Annotated in this window: 24 protein-coding genes; 13 read left to right on the forward strand and 11 right to left on the reverse strand. The window is 71.7% G+C overall.

Annotated elements, in window-relative coordinates:
• The first annotated feature begins 16 nt into the window (after nucleotides 1-16).
• Nucleotides 17-1,222 (forward strand): Na+/H+ antiporter NhaA, encoded by a 1,206-nt coding sequence (gene nhaA, locus FF100_RS22745; protein ID WP_139038043.1) that lies wholly within the window; start codon nucleotides 17-19, stop codon nucleotides 1,220-1,222.
• A 116-nt stretch (nucleotides 1,223-1,338) separates the two neighbouring features.
• On the opposite strand, the gene FF100_RS22750 is transcribed toward nhaA, so the two are convergent.
• Both FF100_RS22750 and FF100_RS22755 read right to left on the reverse strand, forming a co-directional pair.
• A complete protein-coding gene (locus tag FF100_RS22750; protein WP_246102240.1) occupies nucleotides 1,339-2,859 on the reverse strand; it encodes a L,D-transpeptidase family protein in 1,521 nt (506 codons plus the stop codon).
• A 399-nt stretch (nucleotides 2,860-3,258) separates the two neighbouring features.
• Entirely contained in the window at nucleotides 3,259-4,212 is a 954-nt protein-coding gene (locus FF100_RS22755) for an acetyl-CoA carboxylase carboxyltransferase subunit alpha (protein WP_139038044.1), read from the reverse strand.
• Nucleotides 4,213-4,468: 256 nt separating this feature from the next.
• Between FF100_RS22755 and FF100_RS22760 the strand changes: the two genes are divergently transcribed.
• From FF100_RS22760 to FF100_RS22780, 5 genes are all read left to right on the forward strand, one after another.
• Nucleotides 4,469-5,596, forward strand: coding sequence for a patatin-like phospholipase family protein (locus FF100_RS22760; RefSeq protein ID WP_139038045.1), 1,128 nt, complete (start codon nucleotides 4,469-4,471; stop codon nucleotides 5,594-5,596).
• 25 nt (nucleotides 5,597-5,621) lie between these two features.
• Nucleotides 5,622-6,365, forward strand: a complete 744-nt coding sequence (locus tag FF100_RS22765) for an acetoacetate decarboxylase (protein WP_139038046.1) — start codon at nucleotides 5,622-5,624, stop codon at nucleotides 6,363-6,365.
• A gap of 25 nt (nucleotides 6,366-6,390) precedes the next feature.
• Nucleotides 6,391-7,176, forward strand: coding sequence for a 3-hydroxybutyrate dehydrogenase (locus FF100_RS22770; protein ID WP_139038047.1), 786 nt, complete (start codon nucleotides 6,391-6,393; stop codon nucleotides 7,174-7,176).
• A gap of 440 nt (nucleotides 7,177-7,616) precedes the next feature.
• Nucleotides 7,617-8,411 carry a YfdX family protein gene (locus FF100_RS22775; protein WP_139038048.1) on the forward strand — a complete coding sequence of 265 codons (795 nt, stop codon included), beginning with the start codon at nucleotides 7,617-7,619 and terminating at the stop codon, nucleotides 8,409-8,411.
• Between the two features lie 74 nt (nucleotides 8,412-8,485).
• Nucleotides 8,486-8,839 (forward strand): hypothetical protein, encoded by a 354-nt coding sequence (locus FF100_RS22780; RefSeq protein ID WP_139038049.1) that lies wholly within the window; start codon nucleotides 8,486-8,488, stop codon nucleotides 8,837-8,839.
• Between the two features lie 7 nt (nucleotides 8,840-8,846).
• On the opposite strand, the gene FF100_RS22785 is transcribed toward FF100_RS22780, so the two are convergent.
• The 4 genes from FF100_RS22785 to dapB all read right to left on the reverse strand — a co-directional run bounded on the left by FF100_RS22785 (nucleotide 8,847) and on the right by dapB (nucleotide 11,959).
• Entirely contained in the window at nucleotides 8,847-9,191 is a 345-nt protein-coding gene (locus FF100_RS22785) for a CsbD family protein (protein WP_139038050.1), read from the reverse strand.
• 138 nt (nucleotides 9,192-9,329) lie between these two features.
• On the reverse strand, nucleotides 9,330-10,211 hold the full coding sequence (locus FF100_RS22790; RefSeq protein WP_246102242.1) for an FkbM family methyltransferase: 882 nt from the start codon (nucleotides 10,209-10,211) through the stop codon (nucleotides 9,330-9,332).
• 278 nt (nucleotides 10,212-10,489) lie between these two features.
• Entirely contained in the window at nucleotides 10,490-11,113 is a 624-nt protein-coding gene (locus FF100_RS22795) for a 2,3-bisphosphoglycerate-dependent phosphoglycerate mutase (protein WP_139038051.1), read from the reverse strand.
• A 48-nt stretch (nucleotides 11,114-11,161) separates the two neighbouring features.
• Complete coding sequence (gene dapB, locus FF100_RS22800) at nucleotides 11,162-11,959, reverse strand: 4-hydroxy-tetrahydrodipicolinate reductase (RefSeq protein WP_139038052.1); 798 nt, start codon at nucleotides 11,957-11,959, stop codon at nucleotides 11,162-11,164.
• 180 nt (nucleotides 11,960-12,139) lie between these two features.
• Here dapB and FF100_RS22805 point away from each other — a divergent pair, with 180 nt between their 5' ends.
• The gene (locus tag FF100_RS22805; protein ID WP_139038053.1) at nucleotides 12,140-13,171 is read left to right on the forward strand and encodes an alpha/beta fold hydrolase; all 1,032 of its coding nucleotides are present in this window, start codon (nucleotides 12,140-12,142) and stop codon (nucleotides 13,169-13,171) included.
• Here the strand turns inward: FF100_RS22805 and FF100_RS22810 are convergent.
• Complete coding sequence (locus tag FF100_RS22810) at nucleotides 13,137-13,856, reverse strand: MarC family protein (RefSeq protein WP_139038054.1); 720 nt, start codon at nucleotides 13,854-13,856, stop codon at nucleotides 13,137-13,139. The two genes, FF100_RS22805 and FF100_RS22810, sit on opposite strands and share 35 nt — an antisense overlap.
• A 3-nt stretch (nucleotides 13,857-13,859) precedes the next feature.
• Complete coding sequence (locus FF100_RS22815; RefSeq protein WP_139038055.1) at nucleotides 13,860-14,609, reverse strand: class I SAM-dependent methyltransferase; 750 nt, start codon at nucleotides 14,607-14,609, stop codon at nucleotides 13,860-13,862.
• A gap of 184 nt (nucleotides 14,610-14,793) precedes the next feature.
• Here FF100_RS22815 and gloB point away from each other — a divergent pair, with 184 nt between their 5' ends.
• The 4 genes from gloB (at nucleotide 14,794) to FF100_RS22835 (ending at nucleotide 17,777) form a co-directional block, all read left to right on the forward strand.
• Nucleotides 14,794-15,573, forward strand: a complete 780-nt coding sequence (gene gloB, locus FF100_RS22820; protein WP_139038056.1) for a hydroxyacylglutathione hydrolase — start codon at nucleotides 14,794-14,796, stop codon at nucleotides 15,571-15,573.
• A gap of 4 nt (nucleotides 15,574-15,577) precedes the next feature.
• Nucleotides 15,578-16,015, forward strand: a complete 438-nt coding sequence (locus FF100_RS22825) for a cupin domain-containing protein (protein ID WP_139038057.1) — start codon at nucleotides 15,578-15,580, stop codon at nucleotides 16,013-16,015.
• A gap of 114 nt (nucleotides 16,016-16,129) precedes the next feature.
• Complete coding sequence (locus FF100_RS22830; RefSeq protein WP_139038058.1) at nucleotides 16,130-17,032, forward strand: alpha/beta hydrolase; 903 nt, start codon at nucleotides 16,130-16,132, stop codon at nucleotides 17,030-17,032.
• A complete protein-coding gene (locus tag FF100_RS22835; RefSeq protein WP_171070293.1) occupies nucleotides 17,004-17,777 on the forward strand; it encodes an AraC family transcriptional regulator in 774 nt (257 codons plus the stop codon). Before FF100_RS22830 ends, FF100_RS22835 begins: the two co-directional genes overlap by 29 nt.
• Before the next feature lie 371 nt (nucleotides 17,778-18,148).
• Here the strand turns inward: FF100_RS22835 and yddG are convergent, their stop codons facing one another.
• Nucleotides 18,149-19,036 (reverse strand): aromatic amino acid exporter YddG, encoded by an 888-nt coding sequence (yddG, locus tag FF100_RS22840; RefSeq protein ID WP_139038060.1) that lies wholly within the window; start codon nucleotides 19,034-19,036, stop codon nucleotides 18,149-18,151.
• Nucleotides 19,037-19,140: 104 nt separating this feature from the next.
• Between yddG and FF100_RS22845 the strand changes: the two genes are divergently transcribed.
• Entirely contained in the window at nucleotides 19,141-19,785 is a 645-nt protein-coding gene (locus FF100_RS22845) for an alpha-ketoglutarate-dependent dioxygenase AlkB (protein ID WP_139038125.1), read from the forward strand.
• A gap of 89 nt (nucleotides 19,786-19,874) precedes the next feature.
• Nucleotides 19,875-20,834 (forward strand): hypothetical protein, encoded by a 960-nt coding sequence (locus tag FF100_RS22850; RefSeq protein WP_246102244.1) that lies wholly within the window; start codon nucleotides 19,875-19,877, stop codon nucleotides 20,832-20,834.
• Between the two features lie 166 nt (nucleotides 20,835-21,000).
• Here FF100_RS22850 and FF100_RS22855 read toward each other — a convergent pair whose 3' ends face one another.
• Nucleotides 21,001-21,804, reverse strand: a complete 804-nt coding sequence (locus tag FF100_RS22855; RefSeq protein ID WP_246102246.1) for a peptidoglycan-binding domain-containing protein — start codon at nucleotides 21,802-21,804, stop codon at nucleotides 21,001-21,003.
• 234 nt (nucleotides 21,805-22,038) lie between these two features.
• Entirely contained in the window at nucleotides 22,039-23,901 is a 1,863-nt protein-coding gene (locus FF100_RS22860; protein WP_139038062.1) for a PAS domain-containing sensor histidine kinase, read from the reverse strand.
• Between the last annotated feature and the right edge of the window lie 69 nt (nucleotides 23,902-23,970).

The following is a 23,970-nucleotide window of genomic DNA, read 5'->3' on the forward strand; positions in this document are numbered from 1 at the left end:
CTGGCACGCCCGGGTTATGCAACCCGTCCCCTCCCCCCGGCGCCTGCCGCGCCCGCTCTCGGCCCTGCGCAGCCTGCTCGTCAGCAGCGCCGGCGGCGGCCTCGTCCTGATGGCGAGCGCGGTGCTCGCCCTCATCGTCGCCAACGGCCCCTATGGCGACGTCTACGCCCGGGCGCTACACGCCAAGATCGGACCCTTGAGCCTGCTGCACTGGATCAACGACGGCCTGATGGCCGTGTTCTTCCTGCTCGTCGGGCTCGAGATCAAGCGCGAGATCCTGGATGGGGGCCTGCGGACCTGGCCGGACCGGGCGCTGCCGGGCATCGCGGCTCTCGGCGGCATGGCGGTGCCGGCGCTGGTCTTTGCTGCCATCAACTGGTCGTCGCCGGCCACCTTGCGCGGCTGGGCGATCCCGGCCGCGACCGACATCGCCTTCGCCCTCGGCGTGCTGGCACTCTTGGGCTCACGGGCGCCGGTCTCGCTCAAGGTCTTCCTCACCGCGCTCGCCATCCTGGACGATCTCGGGGCGGTGGTGATCATCGCGCTGTTCTACACCGCCGACCTCGCTTGGCCGATGCTGGCGCTCGCCGGTGCCGTGACGGCGATGCTCGTGGTGCTCAACCGCGTCGGCTCACGCCGGCTCGGGCCCTACCTGATCCTCGGCGCCGTGCTGTGGCTGCTGGTTCTGCGCTCAGGGTTACACGCCACCGTGGCGGGCGTGGTGCTGGCCCTGGCGATCCCGCTGCGGGCGACCCCCGGCCGGCCGGAGGACGGGCATTCGCCGCTGCACACCCTCGAACACGCGCTCCAGCCCTGGGTCGCTTATCTGATCCTGCCGGTCTTCGGCTTCGCCAATGCGGGCGTGTCGCTGGCCGGGCTGACGCCTGCGGCCTTGCTCGCGCCGGTCACCCTCGGGGTGGCGGCGGGCCTGTTCGTCGGCAAGCAGATCGGGGTGTTCGGCGGGGTCTGGCTCGCGGTACGGACCGGGCTGGCCTTGAAGCCCGCCGGAGCCACCTGGCGCCACGTCTACGGCGTGGCCTTGCTCTGCGGCATCGGCTTCACCATGAGCCTGTTCATCGGAGGCCTCGCCTTCGCGCAGGCGCCCGAATTCGACACCGAGACGAAGCTCGGGGTGATCCTGGGCTCGGTGCTCTCGACTGCCGCCGGGGCGCTGGTGCTGTCGCTCGGGCCGAAGGCGGCAAGGCCGATGACGACGAGGTAGGACACTCGCGAAGTCGTCTATTTGCAGGCACGCGCGCCGGAGCGGCTCTCCCGCCGCCAACGCTCCACGTCATCCCGGGGCCGCGCAGCGGAACCCGGGATGGACGATGGCGGGATTCAATTCGCCGGCTGCGAGACGGCGACGCGGTTGCGGCTCGGGGCCTCGGTGCGCTTGCCGGTCTCCGCCGGCTTCGCCTCGCCGGCCTGGGCGGCGGGCTTGGTTTCGCCAGGCTTGGCTTCGGCCTTCTTCGCCGCCGGGTTGAGCCCGTCGACCTTGGCGCTGGTGGCGGCCGGATGGGCCACCGGGTGCAGGTGAGCGGTCACCTTCTTCGGCAGCGGTGCGGCCGGCGAGATCGCCGCGACCGGCGCGGTGTCGGCCGCCGGCGGGGCGGCCGGGGCAGTCGGAGGGGCCGCCGGAGCACCGCCGAACAGGTTGCCGAGAAGCTTGCGATAGGCCGCCGGATCGCCGTCGGCGCTCGCCACGGTGATCGGCGCCCCCGGGGCGGCAGCCTGCGCGGCCTCGCGGGTCGGGATCGGGGCCGGGTTCGCTGCGGGCGCCGCGAAGGCGAGCGCCGTCGGCTTGACCGCGCCGTGCTTGCCCTTGTCGTGCTTGGGATCGATCTTGGCGAGCAGGACCGGCTTCACCTTCGGCTCGATCGTGATCTCCTCCGGCGCCGCCGCCAGGGCCTCGGGCCGGCTGATGATGCCCATGTTGGGCCGCGGCTGCGCCTGCTCGGCGAAGAGCTGGGTGCTCGGCGCGGTCTCGCGGAAGGACGGGTGCTGGCCGCCATCCAGGTAGACGAGGCGCGTCGCCGCGGTGCCCTTGGCGATCAGCTCGGCCACCTCCTGCTCGTCCTTCTCGCGCTTGGCGACGACGACCGGATCGACCTTCGGGGTGCAGGCGCCCGACGCGGCGTCCTGGCCGCCGAAGACGTAGCGGGTGCCGCAGACACCGACCCGCGGCTCCTCGTGCAGGGCCTCGAAGTAGTCCGAGCCCTCCTTGAGGTTCTTCCAGAAGGCGATGTTGGGGTCGTTGCGGAACTTGGCGAGGTTCTGCGCCGTCATCCGGAACGGGTAGGACTGGAACTGGAACGCCCGCTGCCCGCCGGCGAAGGCCTCGCGGGCGATGGCGTAGATCTCGGCGATCGCCTCGTCGGTCATCGCGAAGCAGCCGGCCGACGAGCAGGTGCCGTGCACCATCAGATAGCTGCCGGTGCGGCCGTTGGCGCGGTCGAAGGCGTTGGGATAGCCGGTGTCGAAGGAGAGGTAATAGGACGAGTTCGGGTTCATCTGGCCCATGGCGATGGGGTAGAACCCCTCGGGCGCCTGGCGGTCGCCCTCCCGCACCTTCGGCCCGAGCTGGCCCGACCAGCGGCAGATCGGGAAGGTCTTGAGCAGCGCGTACTGGCCATCAGGCCCGCGCTTCCAGACCTCCATCTCCGATTCCTTCTTGAAGGCGCGGATCAGGATCGGGTCGCGGGGCGACATGTTCTTCGACGCCATCAGGGCGACGGTCTTCTGGGGGATCGGCTCGCGGGCTCGTGCCGAGCCGGCGGCCGAGAACCCGGCATCCTGGCACGCCCCGAGGGACAACGCCGCGACAAGGCCGCTCGCCGCCAGCACCGGACGCAACGCCATACGCCTCGCCAGACGCACCATGGGAACCCCGCCTTCTCACCCGTCGGACCGCCGGCACCCTGACGCCTCGGCCCGGTCTCCCCAACCCCATAGCTTCGTTAAACTTACCCGCCTCTTACCGCAAGAACGGTTAAGTTTGCGGGGATCGGTTCAACAGGCGCGTCGGCCAAGAAAGCCGATGCACGGCGTCATGGGGTTCACCCGCGAAGACATCCGCCCGGTCTTCGGCGAAACCAAGGCCGGGTTGTGTCTGGCGCATGGGGGTTGTGCGGGGCTGTGGATGATGGGGATGGCAAGGCCTCGGCGAGACCGGAGGACCATCCCTGACGGGCGCGCTCACCGGTATGACGTCGAGGGTGTCACCACGGCCGCGTGGCAAGTCATGGCGCGAGGCGCGCCCTACAGGCTCCGCCCGATCTCCAGGAACTTCTGCGCCCGCCGGTCGCGCAGCGTCTCCGCATCGAGCGCCGAGAGCGGCTCCAGGGCGGCCGCGATCGCCTCGCCGGTGGCCCGGATCGCCGCCTGCCCGTCGCGATGGGCGCCGCCGGTCGGCTCGGCCACGATGCCGTCGATCACGCCGAGGCGCAGCAGGTCCTGGGCGGTGATCTTCATCGCGGTGGCGGCGTCCTGGGCCCGGCCGGCATCGCGCCACAGGATCGAGGCGGCGCCTTCCGGCGAGATCACGCTGTAGATGGAATGCTCCAGCATCAGCACCGTGTTGGCGGTGGCGAGCGCGATGGCGCCGCCCGAGCCTCCCTCCCCGATCACCACCGTGACGTTCGGGGTCGGCAGGCCGAGGCAGGCCTCGGTCGAGCGGGCGATGGCCTCGGCCTGGCCGCGCTCCTCGGCCTCGATGCCCGGATAGGCGCCCGCCGTGTCGACGAAGGTCAGCACCGGCAGGCCGAAGCGGCCGGCGAGCCCCATCAGGCGCACCGCCTTGCGGTAGCCCTCGGGCTTGGCCATGCCGAAATTGTGCCGGATCCGGGCCTCGGTGGTGGCGCCCTTCTCCTGGCCGATGACGCAGACCGGCCGGCCGCGGAACCGGCCGAAGCCGCCGACCACCGCCTCGTCCTCGCCGAAGGCACGGTCGCCGGCCAGCGGCTGGAACTCCTCGATCAGCCCGGCGCAGTAATCGATGAAGTGCGGCCGCTGGGGATGGCGGGCGACCTGGGTCTTCTGCCAGGGCGTGAGGCCGGCATAAAGCTCGACGAGGGCCGCCGCGGCCTTGGCCTCGAGCCGCGTCACGTCCTCGCTGATCGCCACCGCGCCGTCCCGATCGCCGAGGGCCCTCAGCTCCTCGAGCTTCGCCTCGAGCTCGGCGACGGGCTTTTCGAAGTCGAGGTAGGAGCGCATCGGGACCTGTGCTGTGTCGGGCCGGCTTCGCAGGGGGCCTTGAAACAAAAGCCTTGCGGTGATGGGAAAGGCCTGTTCGCCGCGGCGGCCCGGGTCGGGGACCGGGCGGCGCGGAGGCTTGGCGAAGGGGCCGTCCCATGTCAACCCGGTGGCCGGATCCGGTCCCGATCCGAAATCGGTCCGGCTCCGGGCCGCGAGCCTTGCTTTGCGGCAGTGCAGCATCATCTAACGGCCGAGATTCGTGCGCGGGGGCCCCATGGAAGAGCCGGACCGGTCGCAGCGGGACGAGTGCCGGGTGCTGGTGCTGCAGGGCGGCGGGGCGCTCGGGTCCTACCAGGCCGGCATCGCCGAGGCGATGCAGGAGGCCGGCCTGTCGCCCGACTGGGTCGCCGGCATCTCGATCGGAGCGATCAACGCGGCGCTCATCGCCGGCAACCCGCCCGAGCGCCGGGTCGCGCGGCTGCGGGCCTTCTGGGAGACGGTGTCCTCCGCCATCACGGTCTCGCCGTGGTGGCCCGGCGAGCAGGCGCGCGAGGTGTTCAACGCCTGGAGCGCCGCCTTCGGGGCGACGGTGGGGGTGCCGGGCTTCTTCGTCCCACGCGTGCCCCCGGCGGCCCTCTACCCGGCCGGCGCCCCGCAGGCGTTGAGCTACTACGACACCGCCCCCCTGCGGCAGACGCTCCTGAAGCTGATCGACTTCGACCGCATCAACCGGCGCGAGACCCGGCTGAGCGTCGGCGCGGTCAATATCCGCACCGGCAACTTCGTCTACTTCGACAACCACCGCGACCGGATCGGCCCTGAGCACGTCATGGCCTCGGGCGCGCTGCCGCCGGGCTTCCCGCCGGTCGAGATCGACGGCGAGCTCTATTGGGACGGCGGCATCGTCTCGAACACGCCGCTGCAATACGTCCTCGACGAGGAGCGCTTACGCGACCTCGCGGTGTTCCAGGTCGACCTGTTCAGCGCCCGCGGGCCCCTCCCCCGCACCCTGTCGGAGGCCGCCGAGCGCGAGAAGGACATCCGCTTCTCGAGCCGCACCCGGCTGAACACCGACGACCAGATCGAGATCCACAAGGCCAAGACCGCGTTCCGGCGCCTGTTCGACAAGCTGCCGCCGGAGCTGCACCAGGATCCCGACGTCGCCTTCCTGTCGGAGGTCAGCCACCAGAACGCCGTGACGATCCTGCAGCTGATCTACCGGGCGAAGAACTACGAGAGCGACGCCAAGGATTACGAGTTCTCGCGCACGACCATGCTGGAGCACTGGAAGGCCGGGCGCAACGACGTGCGCCGCTCCCTGCGCCATCGCCGCTGGATCGAGCGCTGCCGGCCCGACGAGGGCGTGACGGTGTTCGACCTCACCCGCGACGCGCGGGATTAGCTCATCTCCAACCACGGAGTCCCGCATGACCCGCGACGAGATCCTGAAGGCGCCCTCGATGCCGGCCTTCAGCCCGAGCTACCCGCACGGGCCGTACCGGTTCATCCGGCGCGAATACCTCATCATCACCTACGAGACCGATCCGGAGGCGCTCCGCGCCGCCCTGCCCGAGCCGCTCGAGCCCGCGCCCGGCAACCTCGCCTATTACGAGTGGATGAAGATGCCGGATTCCTCCGGCTTCGGCGATTACGAGGAGAGCGGATCGGCCATCGTCGCGACCTGGAACGGCGAGCCCTGCAACTACTCGGTCCAGATGTATCTCGACGACGAGCCGCCGATCACCGCCGGCCGCGAGATCTGGGGTTTTCCGAAGAAGTACGGCGTGCCCCGGCTCAAGCTGACGAAGGACACGCTGACCGGCACCCTGCACTACGACGAGGAGCGGGTGGCGATGGGCACGATGACCTACAAGCACCACAGCCTGGAGGACCGGCTCGACAGGGTTCGCGACGGGATCGGCCAGCTCAACGTCAACCTGAAGCTGATCCCCGACGTCGATGGCGGCGTGAAGGTGGCGCAGCTCGTCGGCTACCGCCTGCAGGACATCGAGGTCCACGGCGCCTGGGAGGGCGAGGCCCGGCTTCACCTGATCCCGCACGTCAATTGCCGCGTCGCCGACCTGCCGGTGCGCCGCATCGTCGGCGGCCGGCATCAGATCGTCGATTTCACCCTGCCATACGGTCACGTGCTGCACGATTATCTCGCGTGAGAAACCTGGCCTGAGGAGACGATTCATGTCGCTGCAAAACAAGACCGCCCTCGTCACCGGCTCGACGAGCGGCATCGGCCTCGCCATCGCGCGGGCGCTGGCGCAACATGGCGCCAACGTGGTGCTCAACGGCTTCGGCAAGCCGGACGCGATCGAGACGGAGCGGGCCGGCATCGAAACCGATTTCCACGTGCGGGCGCATTACTCGGCCGCCGACATGACCAAGCCCGACGAGATCGCCGCGATGGTGGCGGAGGCCGAGCAGGCGTTCGGCTCGGTCGACATCCTCGTCAACAATGCCGGCATCCAGTACGTCTCGGCGATCGACGAGTTCCCGGTCGAGAAATGGGACCAGATCATCGCGATCAACCTGTCCTCGGCGTTCCACACCATGCGGGCGGCGATCCCCGGCATGAAGGCGAAGGGCTGGGGCCGGATCATCAACACGGCGTCGGCCCATTCCCTCGTCGCCTCGCCGTACAAGTCGGCCTACGTGGCGGCCAAGCACGGCATTGCCGGCCTGACCAAGACCGCGGCGCTTGAACTCGCCACCCACAAGATCACCGTGAACTGCATCTCGCCGGGCTACGTCTGGACTCCGCTGGTCGAGGCGCAGATCCCCGACACCATGAAGGCGCGCGGCCTGACCAAGGAGCAGGTGATCGACGAGGTGCTGCTGAAGGCCCAGCCGACCAAGGAATTCGTCACCGTCGAGCAGGTCGCGGCGATCGCGGCGTTCCTGTGCACGGACGCCGCGAGCCAGATCACCGGCACCAACCTGTCGGTGGATGGCGGCTGGACGGCGCAGTAACGGGGCGCCGCGGGAGGGCGGGATCGTCCGGCCCTCCCGGATTCGTCATGCGACGCGGGCTTCACGCTCTCCACGTCCTGACTTCTTGATATCGTCCCAGTCTCGACTGCGACGTGTCGATCGCAATTTCGTCGATTGCTATTTGACTTGATACTTATTTCATAGGCATCCCAGGCTTTTGCGAAATTGAGCGTTTCTCTTCGCTCTGAATACTCCAATCTTGCAGCCCCACTCCCGACCCGACTGCCGCGAGGAGATTCCGGCCCGCCCCGGGATGACCAAAAGTTGCCGGCAGCCCGAGATTGCGACATGCCGTTGAGTTACCAGCTTTTAATGAAACGGTGAGGCAACTGCCCTCCTGCCTCTGTGTTATTCGAATGTCACCGACGCAGCGATGCCTTCCAAACAAACTGGCATCGATTTCAAGAGGAGGCAAAATCATGTCCTACCGGAAATCCCTGGTTGCTGCCCTCGTTGCTACCACGGTCATCGGCGGCGGCGCCTACGCGGCCGAGCAAGCCGCCAAGCCGATGGTGACCCAGGAGAGCGCGGCGCAACGCGCGGTCGACCAGGATGTCGGCAAGCTGTCGAAGGACGGGGCCCAGGCGTTCCGCGACATGCATCTGGCCCGGATCGCGATCTTCGACGCCGATCCCGCTCAGGCCAAGGCTCTCATCGGCAAGGCCCAGGCCGCTCTGGCGAAGGCGAAGTCGGACGACGCCGTGTTCACCAAGGCGGAGGCCGAGCTGAAGACGCCGGCCCAGATCGCCGCTACCAAGGACAAGGCGGCGGTGGACAAGACGGGCAGCACGCAAGCCGCCCCCAGCGATACCAAGTCGACGGACAAGGTCGCCTGGGTGCCGGTCGATTCCCAGCTGACCCTCGGCGAGGATTTCCTCGCGACGCCCGAGAAGGCCACCGCGGTGAACGAGGCGAACAAGCACCTCGCCAAGGGTGACCAGAAGGGCGCCATCGAGCAGCTGAAGCTCGCCCATGTCGACGTGAACTTCACGATGGCGGTGCTGCCCCTCGACAAGACCACCGCGGACGTGAACCAGGCGGCCACGCTCATCAACCAGGGCAAGTACTACGAGGCGAACGCGGCCCTGAAGACCGCCGAGGACGGGATGCGCTTCGACGTGATCGACGCGATCGGCCTGCCTCAGGCGAGTGCCGCGAAGGCGGCCGCCAAGCCGGCCCCGCACAGCGCGGCGGACAGCAAGGCGGCGAAGTAAGCCGGCTCTGTAAGCGCGTCATCATTGGCCCGGGGCGGCTGTCCCGGGCCTACCGCGTGCGGGGGGAAGCCGTCGTGAGACCAGCGTGGCTGTCGATTCCGGTGACGATCGGGCTGGTCCTGTCCGGCCCCGCCCTCGCGCGGGGTTCGGCCTTCCCGACCTACTCCACCCCCAAGACCTGCGCGCTCGAACGCCGGCCCGGACCGGACGCTTCCGCGGCGAGCTACCGCGGCTGCATCTCCGACGAGCACGCGGCGCGGCGCTCCTTGCGGCGACGCTGGGCGACCTTCCCGGCCTCCGACCGGCAGGAGTGCCGGCAGGAGAGCGACATCGGCGGCACGCCGTCCTACGTCGCCCTGCTCACCTGCCTGCAACTCGCCGACGGCACCCTGCCGACCGAGCCGCCGCCTTTGCCGGCGGCGCGCTGAGACCGGCTCAGCGACGCCCGTGCAGCAGCAGGGCGAGACCGTACCCGGCGGCGCCGGCGAGGAGCAGGGCCAGGAGCGGCGTCTCCTCGACGGCGTGGGTCACCGTGCGGGCCCCATGGCGGGCCGCGTGGCGGCCGCGCTCGTACGCGTCCTCGGCGTAGTCGATGGCGGTGTCGGCGGCCTCGCGCAGGCCGTCGCGCGCCTCGCCGGCCAGGCCCTCGGCCCGCCCCTGCGCCTCGCGGAAACGGCCCTCGACCTGCGAGCGGTGATCGCCCGCGAGATCGCCGAGGGCGGCCTGCGCCTTGCCGCCGAGTTCGCGCGCCGCGCCGGTGATGCGATCGGTGTCGACCATCTGTCTCTCCTTCACCCGATGAGGGCGCGCCGGAAGGGTGCACCACGGGAGGTCAGGTGGGACGCCGCGGCATCGCGGCAATGGCCGCGGGGCACATTCGGCGGGCCGGACCGCATGGCGGGTCGGCGGGATGGCGGGTCAGGCGGGAACGAACCGCCGCAGCATGGCGAGGCCGCAGGACTGGCACGCCTCCTGGAACTTCAGCAGGCGCTCGGCCGGGACGAGGGCGTGGTTCCAGGCGAGCGGATCGTACAGGATCTCGCCCCCGTCATGGATGGCGAGGTCCGGCCGGAGCCGGAAGTCCACGTAGCCCATCTCACGCACGAAATGGCGGATGCGGTGGCTCGGCGCGCCTTGCAGCAGCTCGATGAAGACGATCGGCCGCTCGCGGGCGATGGTGGCCCTGGCGCCCTCCAGGAACGCGTGCTCGTGCCCCTCGATATCGACCTTGATCACGCCGATCGGGCCCGGAATATCGACGCTGTCGAGGGTCGCGACCGTCACCTCCAGGAGGGTGGTGGCGCGGTTGCGCGGCTTGAAATCGGCCTCGAGCGAGGCGCTGGTCTCGATCAGGCCATGGCTCGGATCGGGAATGTGCAGCGTGGCCTTGCCGGAATGGTCGCTGAGCGCCGATTCGTGGACCGCGATCGCGTGCCGGATGTCGTTCGCCGCGATGTTGCGCCGGAGGGCCGCGAGCGCCAGGGGCAGCGGCTCGAAGGCCAGGATCGGCCGGCCCGGAGCGATCACGGCCGCCATCACCGAGTACAATCCGGTATTGGCGCCGACATCGACGAAAGCCCCGTCGATGCGGACGAGGCTCGCCATCATCAGCATCGGCAGCGGCGCCTCGTAGGTGCCCGTCATGATGTCGCGGGCGACCTGGTCGGCGCCGTCGGCCGGATCGAGCTTGAAGGTGCGCCCGGCGAAGGTGACCTCGACGCAGGTCCCGTCGTCATCGGCCAGGTCTTGCGGCGCGGCACCGGCCCGGATGGCCGGGCGGCCGGACAGTCGATTCAGCACATGCTCGAGACCGCGCCGGACCAAAGCGGATGCTCCTTCGCCAAGGAGGGCGCCGAGAACGAGCGCGGCACTGTCGTATCGACGGGCCGTGCGGCTCACCGCATTCGAAAATGTTAATGAATGCGATCGAGATCGGTCCAGTCCGACGTCAGTGCCGGCGGGACAGCCGGATGCGGGAGCCCCTCCCCCGATCGGATGAGGGGAGCCCGCATCCGGGGGAACGGTCCTCGTTCGGATCCGGCCCGGCGACGACGTCGGCGCGCGGGCCGGGCCGCTGCTCAGTCGCGGTCGAGGATCTCCTTCGTGGCGACCGTGGTGTCGTCCTTCAGGCGGTAGACCAGCGGCACGCCGGTATGGAGCTCGAGGCCGGGGATCGTCTCGGTGGTGAGGCCGTCGAGCACCATCACCAGGGCGCGCAGCGAGTTGCCGTGGGCGGCGACCAGCACGCGCTCGCCCCGCATCACGCGCGGCAGGATCTCCCGCATCGTATAGGGCAGCACCCGGGCCACGGTGTCCTTCAGGCTCTCGCCGCCGGGCGGGGGCACGTCGTAGGAGCGGCGCCAGACATGGACCTGCTCCTCGCCCCACTTGGCGCGGGCATCGTCCTTGTTGAGGCCCGACAGGTCGCCGTAATCGCGCTCGTTGAGGGCGGCGTCGGCGATGGTCGGCAGGTCGGACTGGCCGAGCTCCTCCAGGATCAGCGCGCAGGTGCGCTGGGCCCGGGTGAGCGCGGAGGTGAAGGCGACGTCGAACCGCACGCCCTTCGCCTTGAGCCGCCGCCCGGCCGCCCGCGCCTCCTCGACGCCGAGATCGGTCAGGCCCGGGTCCTTCCAGCCCGTGAACAGGTTCTGCAGGTTCCACTCGCTCTGGCCGTGGCGCGCGAGGACGAGAAGACGCTCCATGATGCGTGTCGCTCCGTTGTCAAAGGAAAGAGGTGGGAAGCCGAGGGATCAGAGGCCGAGCACGTCGTCCATGCCGTAGAAGCCCGGCTCGCGGGGCTGTGCCCAGAGGGCGGCCTTGACGGCACCGGCGGCGAACAGGCCGCGGTCACTGGCGCGATGCGTGAGTTCGATGCGCTCGCCGGCCCCGGCGAAGATCACGCTGTGCTCGCCGACCACGCTGCCGCCGCGCAGGGTGGCAAAGCCGATGGTGCCGGGCTCGCGCGGGCCGGTCTGGCCGTCGCGCACCGCCACCTTGCGCTGCTCGAGCGCCACGCCCCGGCCTTCCGCCGCCGCCTCGCCGAGCAGCAGCGCGGTGCCGGACGGCGCATCGACCTTGTGGCGGTGGTGCATCTCCAGGATCTCGATGTCGAACTCGTCGCCCAGCGTCGCCGCGACCTTGCGCACGAGGCCGGCCAGCAGGTTGACGCCGAGCGACATGTTGCCGGACTGCACGATGCGGGCGTGGAAGGCGGCGGCCTTCAGCTTGGTCAGATCGTCCGGCGACAGGCCGGTGGTGCCGACGACGTGGACGATGCGGGCCTGGGCGGCGAGCTCGGCGTAGAACACGGTGGCGGCCGGCGCCGTGAAATCGAGGACGCCGTCCGCCTCGGCGAAGGCCGGCAGCGGATCGTCGGTGACCGGGACGCCGAGCGGCGCGAGCCCGGCGAGCATGCCCGCATCCTGGCCCACGACCGGCGAGCCCTCGCGCTCGATCGCGCCCGAGAGCGTGCAGCCCTCGGTCCCGGCCACGGCCTGGATCAGCATCCGCCCCATGCGCCCGGAGGCGCCGACGACGACGAGACGCATGGCAGATTGGCTCCCCAAACCAGCGGCTCCCGACCGCCCATCCGGCGGGTCCTACAGGGGTGGGCGGGTGCTGCCAAGGCGGGACGGGAAAAGGCGGTCCGGGACGGACCGGGCGGGGATAGGCGCCGGGCCCGCGACGCGCCATCTTCTCCCGCAGTGCAGCATCGCGCCGGAGATCCCATGGCCTTTCGGTTCGTTCCAGGGCGCGGCACTCGCCGGGCCGCCAGCGGCGCCGTCCGGATCCTGCGCGCCACCGCCAAGGCGAACGCCGCCGCCGCCCGCCGGACCGGCGCCCTGATGCGGCAGGGCGCGGCCGCGCTGAAGGCCGAGGCGCCGGCGCACCGGCTGCCCGGCCGCTTCGTCGAGGTCGACGGCGTGCGCCTCCACTACATCGCCCGCGGCCGGGGCCGGCCGGTGGTGCTGATCCACGGCAACGGCACGATGGCGGAGGATTTCGTCATCTGCGGCCTGGTGGAGCAGCTGGCCAAGCATTACCGCGTCGTCGCGGTCGACCGGCCCGGCTTCGGCCATACCGAGCGGCCGCGGCACCGGGTCTGGACCGCGGCCGCCCAGGCGCGGCTGATCCGGCACGCGCTCGCGGCGCTGAACGTCGAGCGGCCGGTGGTGATCGGGCATTCCTGGGGCACCATCGTGGCGCTGGCGCTGGCGATCCAGGACGACATCGACCTGCGCGGCCTGGTGCTGCTCTCCGGCTACTACTATCCGGGGCGGCGGACCGACGTGGCGCTGATCGCGCCGCTCGCCGTGCCCGGCCTCGGCGACGCCGCCCGCGCCCTGGTGCCGGGGGCCATCGGGCAGATGCTGGCGCCGCAGGTCTTCCGCCACGTGTTCAATCCGCAACCGGTGCCGGCGCGGTTCACCGCGCGGTTTCCGGTCGCGCTGTCGCTCTCGGCGACGCAAGCCCGGGCGAGCGCCGAGGACACCGCGGGCATGAACGCGGCGGTCGCCCTGATGCAGGCGCGCTACGCGTCCCTGCGCCTGCCGGTGGCGATCCTGTCGGGCGACGCCGACGCCGTCGTGGATCCGACCGAGCAATCCTGCCGCCTGCACCGGGAGGTCGCGGGCAGCACCCTGACCCTGCTGCCGGGGCAGGGCCACATGATCCACTACTCGGCCAAGGCCCGGATCCTGCGGGCGGTCGAGGCGCAGATGGCGCTTACGGGACGGACCCTGGCCTGGCGCTCGCAATGAGCGGGCCGAGCACGTCGGTGACGCCGGTGAGGGTGATCTGGGTGCCGACGCAGAGCAGCAGGAAGGCGGCGAGCCGACCGAGCACCCGGGCCCGGGCATGGCCGAGCCGCGCCACCAGCCGGTCGGCCGACGCGTAGGCGAGCAGGATCAGCACCGCGATGGCCAGGGAGGCCGCCGAAGCCCCGGCGAGGTAGGCGAGCCGGTCGGCGCCGGCATCCGGCCGGCCGGCGCCGAGCGCGATCGCCACCGCGATGGTGCCGGGCCCGGTGGTGAAGGGCAGCGTCAGCGGGAAGAACGCGATCTCGGCGAGCGCGGCCGGCTCCGGATCGTCCTCGCTGCCCTGCACCGGCTCGGCCTGCGCGGTCTTGCGCGCCTCGCGCTGCTCGGGCGCCGAGAGCAGGGTCCAGGCCTGCGCCGCCACCACGAGGCCGCCGGCGATACGCAGGGCCGAGAGCGAGATGCCGAAGAAGCTCAGCACCCAGGCGCCGGCCCAGAGCGAGACCAGCATCACGGCGGCGGCGTAGGCGCCGATGCGGCGGGCAAGCCAGGTGCGCTCGGCATGGGTCCGGCCGGCGGTGACCTGCGCGAAGATCAGCGCCGAGCCCGGCGGGTTGACGATCGAGAACAGCGCCGAGAAGGCGAGGAGGAAGCTCTGCAACGCGGCATCCGCGCCCGGGAAGGGCATCGTCTACGCGCCTCCCGGCACGGGGGCCGGCACCGGCACCGGCGCCAGCACCCGGGCGCGCAGCCGCGCCTTCTTGCGGGCCTGGACGGCGACGACCGGGCGGTGGAGCTGCTTGGTCGCCTCGACCACGTGCAGCCCGGCGAAGGGCAGCGACAGGCCGGTGCCGACCCGCTCCCAGGCGCTCGCGGTGCGCAGGGTCAACCAGCCCTCCACCGGGGGCACGTACAGGGTCTCGGCCCAGTCCTCGGGGGCAAACAGCGTCTCGCGCATCAGCCGGCCGAGCTGCGAGCGGCTGTAGGGCTGGCCGTGGCCGAAGGGCGTGGCGTCGCGACGCGCCCACAGGCCGCGGCGGTTCGGCACCGCCATGATCAGCCGGCCGCCGGGGGTCAGCACCCGCCAGACCTCCTGCATCAGCTCGGCCGGGCTCTCCACCGCCTCGATGGCGTGGATCAGCAGCACCCGGTCGAGGGCCGAATCGGGCAGCGGCATCATGGTGGGATCGACGAGGCAGGAGGCCGAGCGGCCGGAACCCGGCCAGTTCGTCACCCCCTGCGTCGCCGGCATGAAGGCGAGCGTCCGCTCGGCGGCGTGCCGCACCGGGCCGAGATACGGCACCGCGTAGCCGAGCCCCATGACCCGCAGACCCGAGACCGAGCCGAGCATGCGGTGGACCGTGCGGCCGACCAGCCGCTGCGCCACCGCCCCGAGGGGGCTGGCATAGAAGGCGCGCAGGTCGGTGACGTCGAGGCTCATCGGTTCTCGGGACGTGCGGCGCGACGCGCCGTCGGGGTGATCAATGGGGAGTGGCGCGAAGCGCGGCAAGGCGTCAACCCGCTCGCCGCCCGAGCGCTCCCCGCTATTCCCGGCGCGGAAGTCTCGCGCCGGGGCGGCGACGCCCTATCTCCGCTCGCGTGAGCCTGTTCGAGGAAGCGCCGCCATGCCCGAGATCCGTCCGGAGATCCGCACCTTCCCGTGCCGGAGCGACAATATCGGCGTGCTGATGCGCGACCCCGCCACCGGCGCCTGCGCGGCGATCGACGTGCCGGAGGCCGCCGCCGTGCTGCGCGCCCTCGACGAGACCGGCTGGCGCCTCACCGACATCCTGGTCACCCACCGCCACGGCGACCACATCGAGGGTATCCCGGAGGTCAAGGCGCGGACGAAAGCCCGGGTGACCGCGCCGGCGCGGGCCGGCAGCGCCGTGCCACAGGTCGACGCGACGGTGCGCGAGGGCGACGTGGTGACGGTGGGCTCCCTCGCCGCCGCCGTCTGGGAGACCCCCGGCCATTGCGACGACCACGTCACCTACTGGTTCGAGGAAGCGGGACTGGCGTTTGCCGGCGACACCCTGTTCACCCTCGGCTGCGGCCGGGTGCTCGAGGGCCCGCCCGAGGTGCTGTGGCGCTCGCTGTCGCGCTTCTCGGCGCTGCCCGACGAGACCGTGATCTATTCCGGCCACGACTACGTGCTGTCGAATGCCCGCTTCGGGCTCGCCGCCGAGCCCGGCAACCAGAACCTCAAGGACCGGGCGGCCCTAGCCGAGCGCGCCAAGGCGGAGGGGCGCTTCCTGGTGCCGACCACCCTCGGCGAGGAGCGCGCCACCAACCCGTTCCTGCGCGCGACCGAGCCGGCGCTCGCCCGGGCGGTCGGGATGGAGCCCGGCTCCGACCCGGCGGCGGTGTTCACGGCGCTCCGCGAGTGGAAGAACCGGTTCTGAGACGATGCACAGCCTGTCTGCCGCCGAGGTCGTGCGCCTGCTCGACCTCAAGCCCCACCCCGAGGGCGGGCATTACCGCGAGACCTTCCGGGATCCGCGCGAGATCGACGGACGCCCGGCCTCGACCGCGATCTACTACCTCCTCGACATCGGCGAGACCTCGGAATGGCACCGGGTCGACGCCACGGAAGTCTGGCTGTGGCATGCTGGAGCGCCGATGGTGATCACCACGAGCCCCAACGGCCACGACGCCGAGGCGCGCCATCTCGGCCCCGACCTCGCCCGGGGCCACCGGCCGCAGATCGTGGTGCCGGCCGGGCACTGGCAGACCGCCACCAGCCTCGGCGCCTGGACCCTGGTGAGCTGCACCGTGGCGCCGGGCTTCCGGTTCGAGGGGTTCGAAATGGCGCCGCCGGACTGGCGGCCGGTGCCGCGGGGGTAGGCTGCGCCGAGCCAGCGTGACATTGGCCGATTCGGCGTCTTCTCTGGCCGAGCGTGCAACGCCGGCCCTACGCCGATCTGGCATGTGGGACCGTCGCTTCAGGAAGGATCCCCCATGCGTCGCGATGTCGACTTCCAATCCGAAGGCCGGACCTTGCGTGGCTGGCTCTACGGACCGGGTGGCGGTCCGCCGAGCGCGCCCTGCATCGTGATGGCGCACGGCCTGTCGGGGGTGAAGGAGCAGTACCTCGACCGTTATGCAGAGGTGTTCGCCGCTGCCGGCCTCGGTGTGCTGGTGTATGATCACGCCAATTTCGGCGCCAGCGACGGCTGGCCGCGCCAGGAGGCGGACCCCGTCCTCCAAAGGCGTGGCTATCGCGATGCGATCAGCTTCGCCCAGTCGGTATCCTGGATCGATCCCGCCCGCATCGGCCTGTGGGGGACGAGCTACAGCGGAGGCCATGTGCTGGAGGTCGCCGCCCTCGATCGGCGTGTCCGCTGCGTCGTGAGCCAGGTTCCGACGATCAGCGGCTACCGGTCGGCCTTGCGGCGAACGCGCGCCGATCTCGTGCCGGCCCTGCTCGCCCGCTTCGACGCCGACCGTGCCGCGCGCTTCCGTGGTGAAGAGCCCGCGATCCTCCCTGCCGTTTCCGACGATCCGAACGAGGGATGCGCGATGGGCGGCAGCGACGCCTACACCTTCTTCACCCAGACCCAGGATTTCGCCCCGGCTTGGCGCAACGCGCTGACCCTCCGCAGTGCCGAGCTGGCGCGCGAGAACGAGCCTGGGATCCATATCGCGCGCATCAGCCCCACCCCGCTCCTGATGATCGTCGCCGACCAGGATCGGTTGACGGCCACCGACCTCTGCCTGGAGGCGTATCAGCAGGCGCTGCCGCCCAAGCACTTGGTGATGATCGCCGGAGGCCACTTCGATCCCTATGTCCGGCTCTTCGAGGAAACGAGCACCGCCGCCCGCGACTGGTTCCGTGCCCACCTCGTCGGTGGCGGTGCGTAGCGAGGTGGGGCCGGCCTGTCTCCAGGCCATTGCACGCGATTACCCGGATGGCGCCGTCGTCGGTGAGCATTGCCATATCGACGGGCAGTCCATCCATGCTACGGCAGGGGTCATGGAAATCCAGGCTGCCCGGCGTCTGTGGCTGGTTCCGCCACAGCGCGGTCTCTGGGTCCCTCCACGATTGGCTCATGCGCTCCGGGCACGGGGCGGCGTGTCGCTCCGAACGCTCTACGTCGCACCGGATCGCGCCAAACGGCTCCTCGGCGATACGCCCTGCGGCTTTGCGGTGCCGCTTCTGGTGCGGGAGTTGATCCTGCGCATGCTCGACCCATGCGTGGCAGGCGATCGGGACCGCAACGGCCGCCTCGCCGCCGTGCTGGTCGACGAACTCGCCGATCTCCACCCGGACGGGATCTCCCTCTCGATGCCGTCCGACCCTCGCCTGGCGCGCGTCTGCGCCAGCATCCTGGCACAGCCCGGCGAAGAGCGTCGGATCGACGATTTCGCTCGACAGGCCGGCGCGTCGGTCCGGACACTGGGGCGCCTCGCTCTCCACGAGCTCGGCTGCCCCCTCTCGGCGTGGCGTCAGCAGGCCCGGGTTCTGTCGGCGGTCCCAAGGCTGATCGCCGGGGAGCCCGTGACGCGAGTTGCCCAATCCCTGGGCTATGAGACCAATGGTGCTTTTGCTGCGATATTCAAACGGCTGATAGGGGTATCACCACGCGAATATCATAAATCTTGCTGATGATTGGACTGCTTGTCGACCGCAGAGACGGCCGCCACACGGTACACGACACTGGCGAATACGATGCCGACGAGCCACCGTTCCGTCGCAAGCCCCCTGTCTCGGACGACTGAAGCCTCAGCAGATTCGGGAAAGGGGGATGGCTCGCACTGGATCGCGCGCATGCTGGCACCCCGTCTGACAGTGTCGTGTACCATGCAGCAACCGAATCTGCCCTGGTCCCATCGACGGGAATCGAACCGGCAGGCCCCGAGGCCGGTCGTGACGATCCGCCAAGCCCCTTGACGGCCGATCGTTTCCCCGGGCCCCTCAAATCGGTCGCGAGCATGCCACCGGATGGCCGTGTCGACCGGGGCTGCCACCGAGGCTCGCTACTCCTCCGCCACGGCCTCCCGGCTCCCCCCTGCCCGCGTCGCCACCAGCGCCCCCGCCACGATGAGCCCGCAGGCCAGGGCCAGCGACCACGTCGCCGGCGCGTAGCCGGCGGCCACGAGGATCAAGGTCGAGAGCACCGGGGCGGCGTAGGAACCGACGCCGAGGAGGCGGATGTCGCCGCGCTTGACGCCGATGTCCCAGAGATAGAACGCCGCCCCGACTGGCCCGAGGCCGAGCGCCGCGACCGCGGCCCATTGCGACACCCCCTGAGGCCATACCGTCCGCTCGACGATCAGATGGCAGACGAGGCTCAGCGCCGCGGTGGCGAGGCAGAAGCCCGCCACCGCATCGGTCGGTACCGCGCCGACCCGGCGCGACAGCACCGAGTAGCCCGACCACAGGAAGGCGCAGGCCGCCGCCGCGGCGTAGCCCGGCAGGGATGCGGCCTCGAAATGGAGCGAGCCGCGGCCGAGGAACAGCGCGACGACGCCGGCCAGGCCCAGGAGCGCCCCCGCGAGATGGGCCGCGCGCAGCCCCCCTTCCCCCGGCAGCAGGGCCGAGAACAGCACGATCAGCAGCGGCCAGAGGTAGCTGATCAGCCCGGCCTCCGCCGGCGGCGCGAGGCGCAGGGCGGCGAAGTAGAGCGCGTGATAGCCGAACAGCCCGACGATCCCGAGGGCCCAGACCGCGGGCGGCTGGCGCAGGGCGGCGAGCCCGGAGGGCCGGACGACCCAGCTGGCGCAGCCGAGGAGCCCGCCGACCAGGAAGGTCATGGCGGAGAGCTGGAACGGCGGCACCGCGCCGGAGGCGGCGGTGAACAGGGCGAGCAGCGACCAGAGCAGGATGGCGCCGGAGCCGATCAGGGTGGCGTTGCGGGTCGTCATGACGCGGTCGCTCGCGGGCAAGCCCCACCTTACCACGGGTGAGCTGCCGGCCCAGCGGGAATTCGGGTAGGAGGCGGGTCCCTCGCGGAAGAAGGATCCGTCCCCTGATCGAACTCGCCCCCGGCCTGCTCCATCATCCGGGCTACCTCGATGCCGGGGCGCAAGGCGCGCTTGCCGCCGGTCTCGCCGCCATCCTGCGGGAGGCGCCGCCCTTCACCCCGACGATGCCGCGCACCGGCAAGCCGTTCTCGGTCCGGATGACGAATTGCGGCCCCCTCGGCTGGGTCTCCGACCGGGCCGGCTACCGCTACCAGGCGACGCATCCGGAAACCGGGCGGCCCTGGCCGGCGATGCCCGACGCGGTCACGCGGGCCTGGGCCGACCTCGCCTCCTGCCCGGCGGAGCCCGAGGCCTGCCTCGTCAACCTCTACGCGCCCGGCACCCGGATGGGGCTGCACCAGGACCGGGACGAGGATGAGTTCGCCGCCCCCGTCCTGTCCCTGTCGCTCGGGGCGACCGCCCTGTTCCGCTACGGCGGCCTCACGCGCGGCGCCCCGACCCGCTCGGTGCGGCTGGACTCCGGCGACGCCCTGGTGATGGCGGGGCCCTCGCGCCTGATCTTCCACGGCGTCGACCGCATCCTGAGCCCCGACCTCCTCGCCCCCATGCCGGCCCTGCCCGAGGCGGTGCCGGCGGGCGGGCGCCTCAACCTGACCTTGCGGCGCGTCTCGGCGATCCGCCGCGCTTGACAGACCGGCGCGCACGGCCGACGCATCCGCACCATGCCTGCGCCGCCCGATCCCGGACGGCGTCTCCTCTTCGAGCCGAGACGAGTCTGATGTCGACGAGTCCCCTGTCGCTGCGCACCATCGCACTCCTCTCCTGCCTGGTCGGCCTGCCGGCCGGGGCGCTGGCGGCCGATCCGGTCTATCCGCCGGGCTCCCGGTTCGGGTTCGAGCCGGCCAAGGAGATGGTGGTGTCGCGCCGCTTCACCGGCTTCGAGCGGACGGGCGGCGGCGCCACGGTCTCGGTGGTCGAGCTGCCGGCCCAGGCCTACAAGGACCTCACCACCAACTTCACCGACGAGAACCTGAAGAGCCAGGGCCTGGTGGTGAAGACCCGCGAGACGCTCAAGCTCGCCGACGGGCGCGAGGGCCTGCTGTTCACCGGCGAGCAGCCGATCGAGCAGCCCCCGGGTGCCCCGGCCCTGCACAAATGGGTCTTCCTCATCTCCGATCCGACCGTGACCGGGATCGTCATCGGCCAGACCCTGCCCGGGGCCGAGAGCGACGACGCGATGCGCAGCATGCTGACCAGCGTGCGGGTGCGCCCGGCGCTCACCCTCGACCAGCAGGTCGCGGCCCTGCCCTTCCGGGTCACCGACACCGAGGGCTTCCGCCCGGTGCGGGTGCTGGGCGGCAACTCGGTGCTCTATACCGACGGGCCCAAGGACCAGATGATGAATCTCGAGCAGCCGATCCTGGTGCTCGCCGAGGCGGTGCAGCCGGCTCCGGCGGCCGAGCAGCGCGACGCCTTCGCCAAGGCCGCCCTCTACTCGAACCAGACGATGAAGGACTTCGCGATCGAGCGGTCGCAGAGCTTCCGCCAGAACGGCGCCGACTGGCACGAGATCGTCGCGCGGGCGGTCGACGTGCCGTCGGGCACGCCGGTGGTGGTGTCGCAGACCATCCGCTTCCAGCCCGACGGCTATTTCCGCGCCGTCGGCGTGGTGCGCGCCCAGGACCGCGACGCGACGCTGCCGCGCTTCCGCAAGGTGGTGGACGCGATCGGGTTCTGAGCCGTCCCCGGCGCCATGCCGCGGCGGTGAGATCCCCCGGTCTCCCGGCGCCGCGCAGCGGCAGCCGGGATGACGCCGCGGGACGTCGTCAGGAGCAAGCACGTCCCGTGGCCGCGCCAAGCCGCGCCCGGGAGCGGCCGGCCCCCGTGAGCGGCACTTCGACGATCTATTCCGGCTTCAACCCCGACCGGGCCTCGAGCTCCTGCAGGGTCCGGCGCGCCACGCTGGCGCCGGGCAGACGGCGCTCGCGCTCGAAGCGGGCCAGCGCCGCGCGGGTACTCGGGCCGGCGACGCCGTCGACGGCGAGGGGGCCGTAGCCGAGCTTGACCAGGGCGCGCTGCGCATAGGCGATCGACTTGTCGGGCTTGATCCCGGCGGCCGGCGCCGCGGCATGGAGAGCGGTGGCCTTCGGCTCCGCAGCCTTCTCCCCGGCCTTCTCGGCGGTCTTCGCCTCCCGGACCGGAGCAGGGGGATGGGAAGCGGGCGCCGCCTCCCGGGTCGGCGCCGGCCGCGACGCCGCGGCCTTGGCGGGCCCCGGTTTCGCGCCGACCGAGGCGGTGCCGTGGTCGTCGCCGCGGATCAGCGCGCCGATGCCGTCCGACGCCGCCGCCCGCGGCGCGTCGGGTTTCGCGGCGCGCGGCGCCTCGGCGCGGACACCCGGCTGAGGGGTGGAATCGGCGGCCGCGAGCGACGCATCCTTGCCGGGCGGGGCCTTGCCTTGCGGCACCTTGGCGAAGAGCGGCGCCGGATGGCGGCCGGTCTGGAAGCTCAGGGCATTGGCCGCCACCGCGGCCACCGCCCCGAGGGCGAGAAGGCCGCCGACGATCCCGGCCGGGTGGCGCATCACCCGGTCGGCCCGGACCCGCAGGCGCGCGAGCGGCCCGGCCGGCCCGGGCCGCGCGGCGACCCGGGGCGCGCGCGGGGCCGCCCGCGGACGTGGCGCCGGCCGCGCCCCGGCGGTCAGCGCCACGTCGGGATCGTGCCCGGGCTGCTCCCTGGAATCTTGCCTCGGATCTTGCCTCGGATCTTGCCTCGGATCTTGCCTCGGATCTTGCCGGCGGGCCGACGCACCGTCGCGTCGGCGGCCCGCGGCCTCGTCGGGTTTCCGGGCCGGCGCCTCGGACATCGCGTCTCCTTCCGGGTTCGAGCGGCTCGCTGTCGATCGATCGTCCTTGGAGCGGACCAGGGAGGGGTGGGCCACGCGTCAGCCGGTCAGCCGCAGGGTGGAGGGCATCTCGGCGAAGGATCCCGCGGAGCGGCCCGGGAGCGCCCCGGCCAGGGCACCGGTGCGGATCGGCACCGGGGTGCCGGGCGCGGCCCGGACGCCGCGGCAATCGAGCGGCAGGGTCACCACCACCCGGGTGCCGCAGGACGGGCTGCTCTCGACCGCGAGCTCGCCGTGATGCAGCCCCACGAGGCCGCGCACCACCGAGAGGCCGAGGCCGGTGCCCTCGTGCGGGCGGCCATAGGCAGCACCGGCGCCGAGGCCGGCCTGGAAGAACGGGTCGCCGAGGCGCGGCAGGTCGGCCTCGGCGATGCCGATGCCGGTATCGACCACCGCCATCTCGACCCGGTCGAAGACCCGGCGCACCGAGAGCGTCACGTCGCCGCCGGCGGGCGTGAACTTCACGGCGTTCGACAGGAGGTTGATCAGCATCTGCCGGCAGGCGCGCGGGTCGGCGGTGACCTCCGGGAGGTCGGGAGCGACCTCGCGCCGCAGGCGCACCCCGCCCTGGTCGGCGCGGATCTGCATCAGGTCGCAGACGCCGCGGGCGAGGCCGGCGAGGTCGAACGGCTCGGGCACGTAGTCGAAGTTGCCGCTCTGGATCCGCGACATGTCGAGGAGCCCGTTGACCACCTCCAGCAGGTGCCGGCCGGACGAGTGGATGATGCCGGCATATTCCCGCCGCCGCTCGGGGCCGAGGGCCAGGGTGGTTTCGGCCTCCAGCATCTCCGAGAAGCCGATGATGGCGTTGAGCGGCGTGCGCAGCTCGTGGCTCACGGTGGCGAGGAAGCGGCTCTTCACCTCGTCGGCGCGCTCCGCCGCCGCCCGGGCCTGGTCGAGCTCCTCGGCCCGGCGCCGGTGCTCCGACACGTCGCGGGTGACCGCCACCACGGCGGCCTCGCCGGCCAGGGCCGGCACCGCCGCACCCGGAACCCGGTGGGCCCGCATCTCGGCCCAGATCACCCGACCGGCCTCGCCCGTCTCGCCGGCGGCGTGAAGGCGGAACTGCACGGTCACCGGCTGGGCCTGGCCCGCGGCGGCGCTGAGCGCGGTCAGGAAGGCCGGGCGGTCGGAGACGTGGACGCGGTTGAACAGGCCGCGGCCCTCCAGCGCGTCCGGGCTCGTCCCGGCGAAGGAGCGCGCGGCAGGGCTCGCCTGCAGCACGCTGCCGTTGCGGTCGTGCCAGGTGACGAGATCGTCGATGGCCTCCAGCAGCAGGGCGTCGCGGACCGAGGCGGCATTCAGCCGGTCGCTCCAGCGGCCCTCGCGCCGGCGGTGCTCGAGGGAGAGCGCGAGCACGTGGCAGATCGCCGTGATGGCGAAGACCGGCATCGCCAGGGCAGCGGGCCAGGCGAAGAAGCCGAAGCCCGCGGCGGGCTCGATCAGCGCCACCGCCATCGCGCCCAGCATCGCGAAGACCGCCGCCACCAGGGCGGCCCGGTGCGAGCCGGCGAGCAGCGCCTCGACCGGGATCATCACCAGCCAGATGCTCGCCGCCGAGGTCGGCCCGCCGGTCAGGCTCGCCAGGCAGACGACCAGCCCGGTGAGGGAGGCCGAGGACAGGCCGTGGGCGAAGGTGAGGTTGCCGGTCCGCGCCAGCAGCAGGGCGGCCAGGACGGGGAGCACCAGGCAGGCCGCCGCCGCCGCCTCGACCAGCGTCGGAACGCCGCGCCAGAGGAGATAGGGCGGCAGCATCGCCATCAGCACGGCGCCGGTGGCGAGTCGGGAGATCAGGAACCGCTCGTGGCGGCCCCGCTCCGCCGGGTCGCCGGCGACGGAATCGTGGACGAGACCCGCCAGACGGGCATCGATCAGGGACGCAAAGGCACTGTTGATACGCACACCGCCACGCCAGCGCGGGAGACCTCGCGGCCCCGGCGCCCCTACACTGCGAACTCCCAAAACCCTCGC

Source organism: Methylobacterium terricola, from assembly GCF_006151805.1.
Lineage (GTDB): Bacteria > Pseudomonadota > Alphaproteobacteria > Rhizobiales > Beijerinckiaceae > Methylobacterium > Methylobacterium terricola.

Excerpts from the sequence above, each read along its gene's own strand:
- FF100_RS22760 (WP_139038045.1), top strand. The coding sequence starts at position 4,469 with ATGGAAGAGCCGGACCGGTCGCAGCGGGACGAGTGCCGGGTGCTGGTG.
- FF100_RS22750 (WP_246102240.1), bottom strand. The coding sequence starts at position 2,859 with ATGGCGTTGCGTCCGGTGCTGGCGGCGAGCGGCCTTGTCGCGGCGTTG.
- FF100_RS22815 (WP_139038055.1), bottom strand. The coding sequence starts at position 14,609 with ATGAGCCTCGACGTCACCGACCTGCGCGCCTTCTATGCCAGCCCCCTC.
- FF100_RS22850 (WP_246102244.1), top strand. The coding sequence starts at position 19,875 with ATGTCGACGAGTCCCCTGTCGCTGCGCACCATCGCACTCCTCTCCTGC.
- FF100_RS22770 (WP_139038047.1), top strand. The coding sequence starts at position 6,391 with ATGTCGCTGCAAAACAAGACCGCCCTCGTCACCGGCTCGACGAGCGGC.
- FF100_RS22785 (WP_139038050.1), bottom strand. The coding sequence starts at position 9,191 with ATGGTCGACACCGATCGCATCACCGGCGCGGCGCGCGAACTCGGCGGC.
- FF100_RS22825 (WP_139038057.1), top strand. The coding sequence starts at position 15,578 with ATGCACAGCCTGTCTGCCGCCGAGGTCGTGCGCCTGCTCGACCTCAAG.
- yddG (WP_139038060.1), bottom strand. The coding sequence starts at position 19,036 with ATGACGACCCGCAACGCCACCCTGATCGGCTCCGGCGCCATCCTGCTC.
- FF100_RS22795 (WP_139038051.1), bottom strand. The coding sequence starts at position 11,113 with ATGGAGCGTCTTCTCGTCCTCGCGCGCCACGGCCAGAGCGAGTGGAAC.
- FF100_RS22810 (WP_139038054.1), bottom strand. The coding sequence starts at position 13,856 with ATGCCCTTCCCGGGCGCGGATGCCGCGTTGCAGAGCTTCCTCCTCGCC.
- FF100_RS22830 (WP_139038058.1), top strand. The coding sequence starts at position 16,130 with ATGCGTCGCGATGTCGACTTCCAATCCGAAGGCCGGACCTTGCGTGGC.
- FF100_RS22765 (WP_139038046.1), top strand. The coding sequence starts at position 5,622 with ATGACCCGCGACGAGATCCTGAAGGCGCCCTCGATGCCGGCCTTCAGC.
- FF100_RS22775 (WP_139038048.1), top strand. The coding sequence starts at position 7,617 with ATGTCCTACCGGAAATCCCTGGTTGCTGCCCTCGTTGCTACCACGGTC.
- dapB (WP_139038052.1), bottom strand. The coding sequence starts at position 11,959 with ATGCGTCTCGTCGTCGTCGGCGCCTCCGGGCGCATGGGGCGGATGCTG.
- FF100_RS22805 (WP_139038053.1), top strand. The coding sequence starts at position 12,140 with ATGGCCTTTCGGTTCGTTCCAGGGCGCGGCACTCGCCGGGCCGCCAGC.
- nhaA (WP_139038043.1), top strand. The coding sequence starts at position 17 with ATGCAACCCGTCCCCTCCCCCCGGCGCCTGCCGCGCCCGCTCTCGGCC.
- gloB (WP_139038056.1), top strand. The coding sequence starts at position 14,794 with ATGCCCGAGATCCGTCCGGAGATCCGCACCTTCCCGTGCCGGAGCGAC.
- FF100_RS22755 (WP_139038044.1), bottom strand. The coding sequence starts at position 4,212 with ATGCGCTCCTACCTCGACTTCGAAAAGCCCGTCGCCGAGCTCGAGGCG.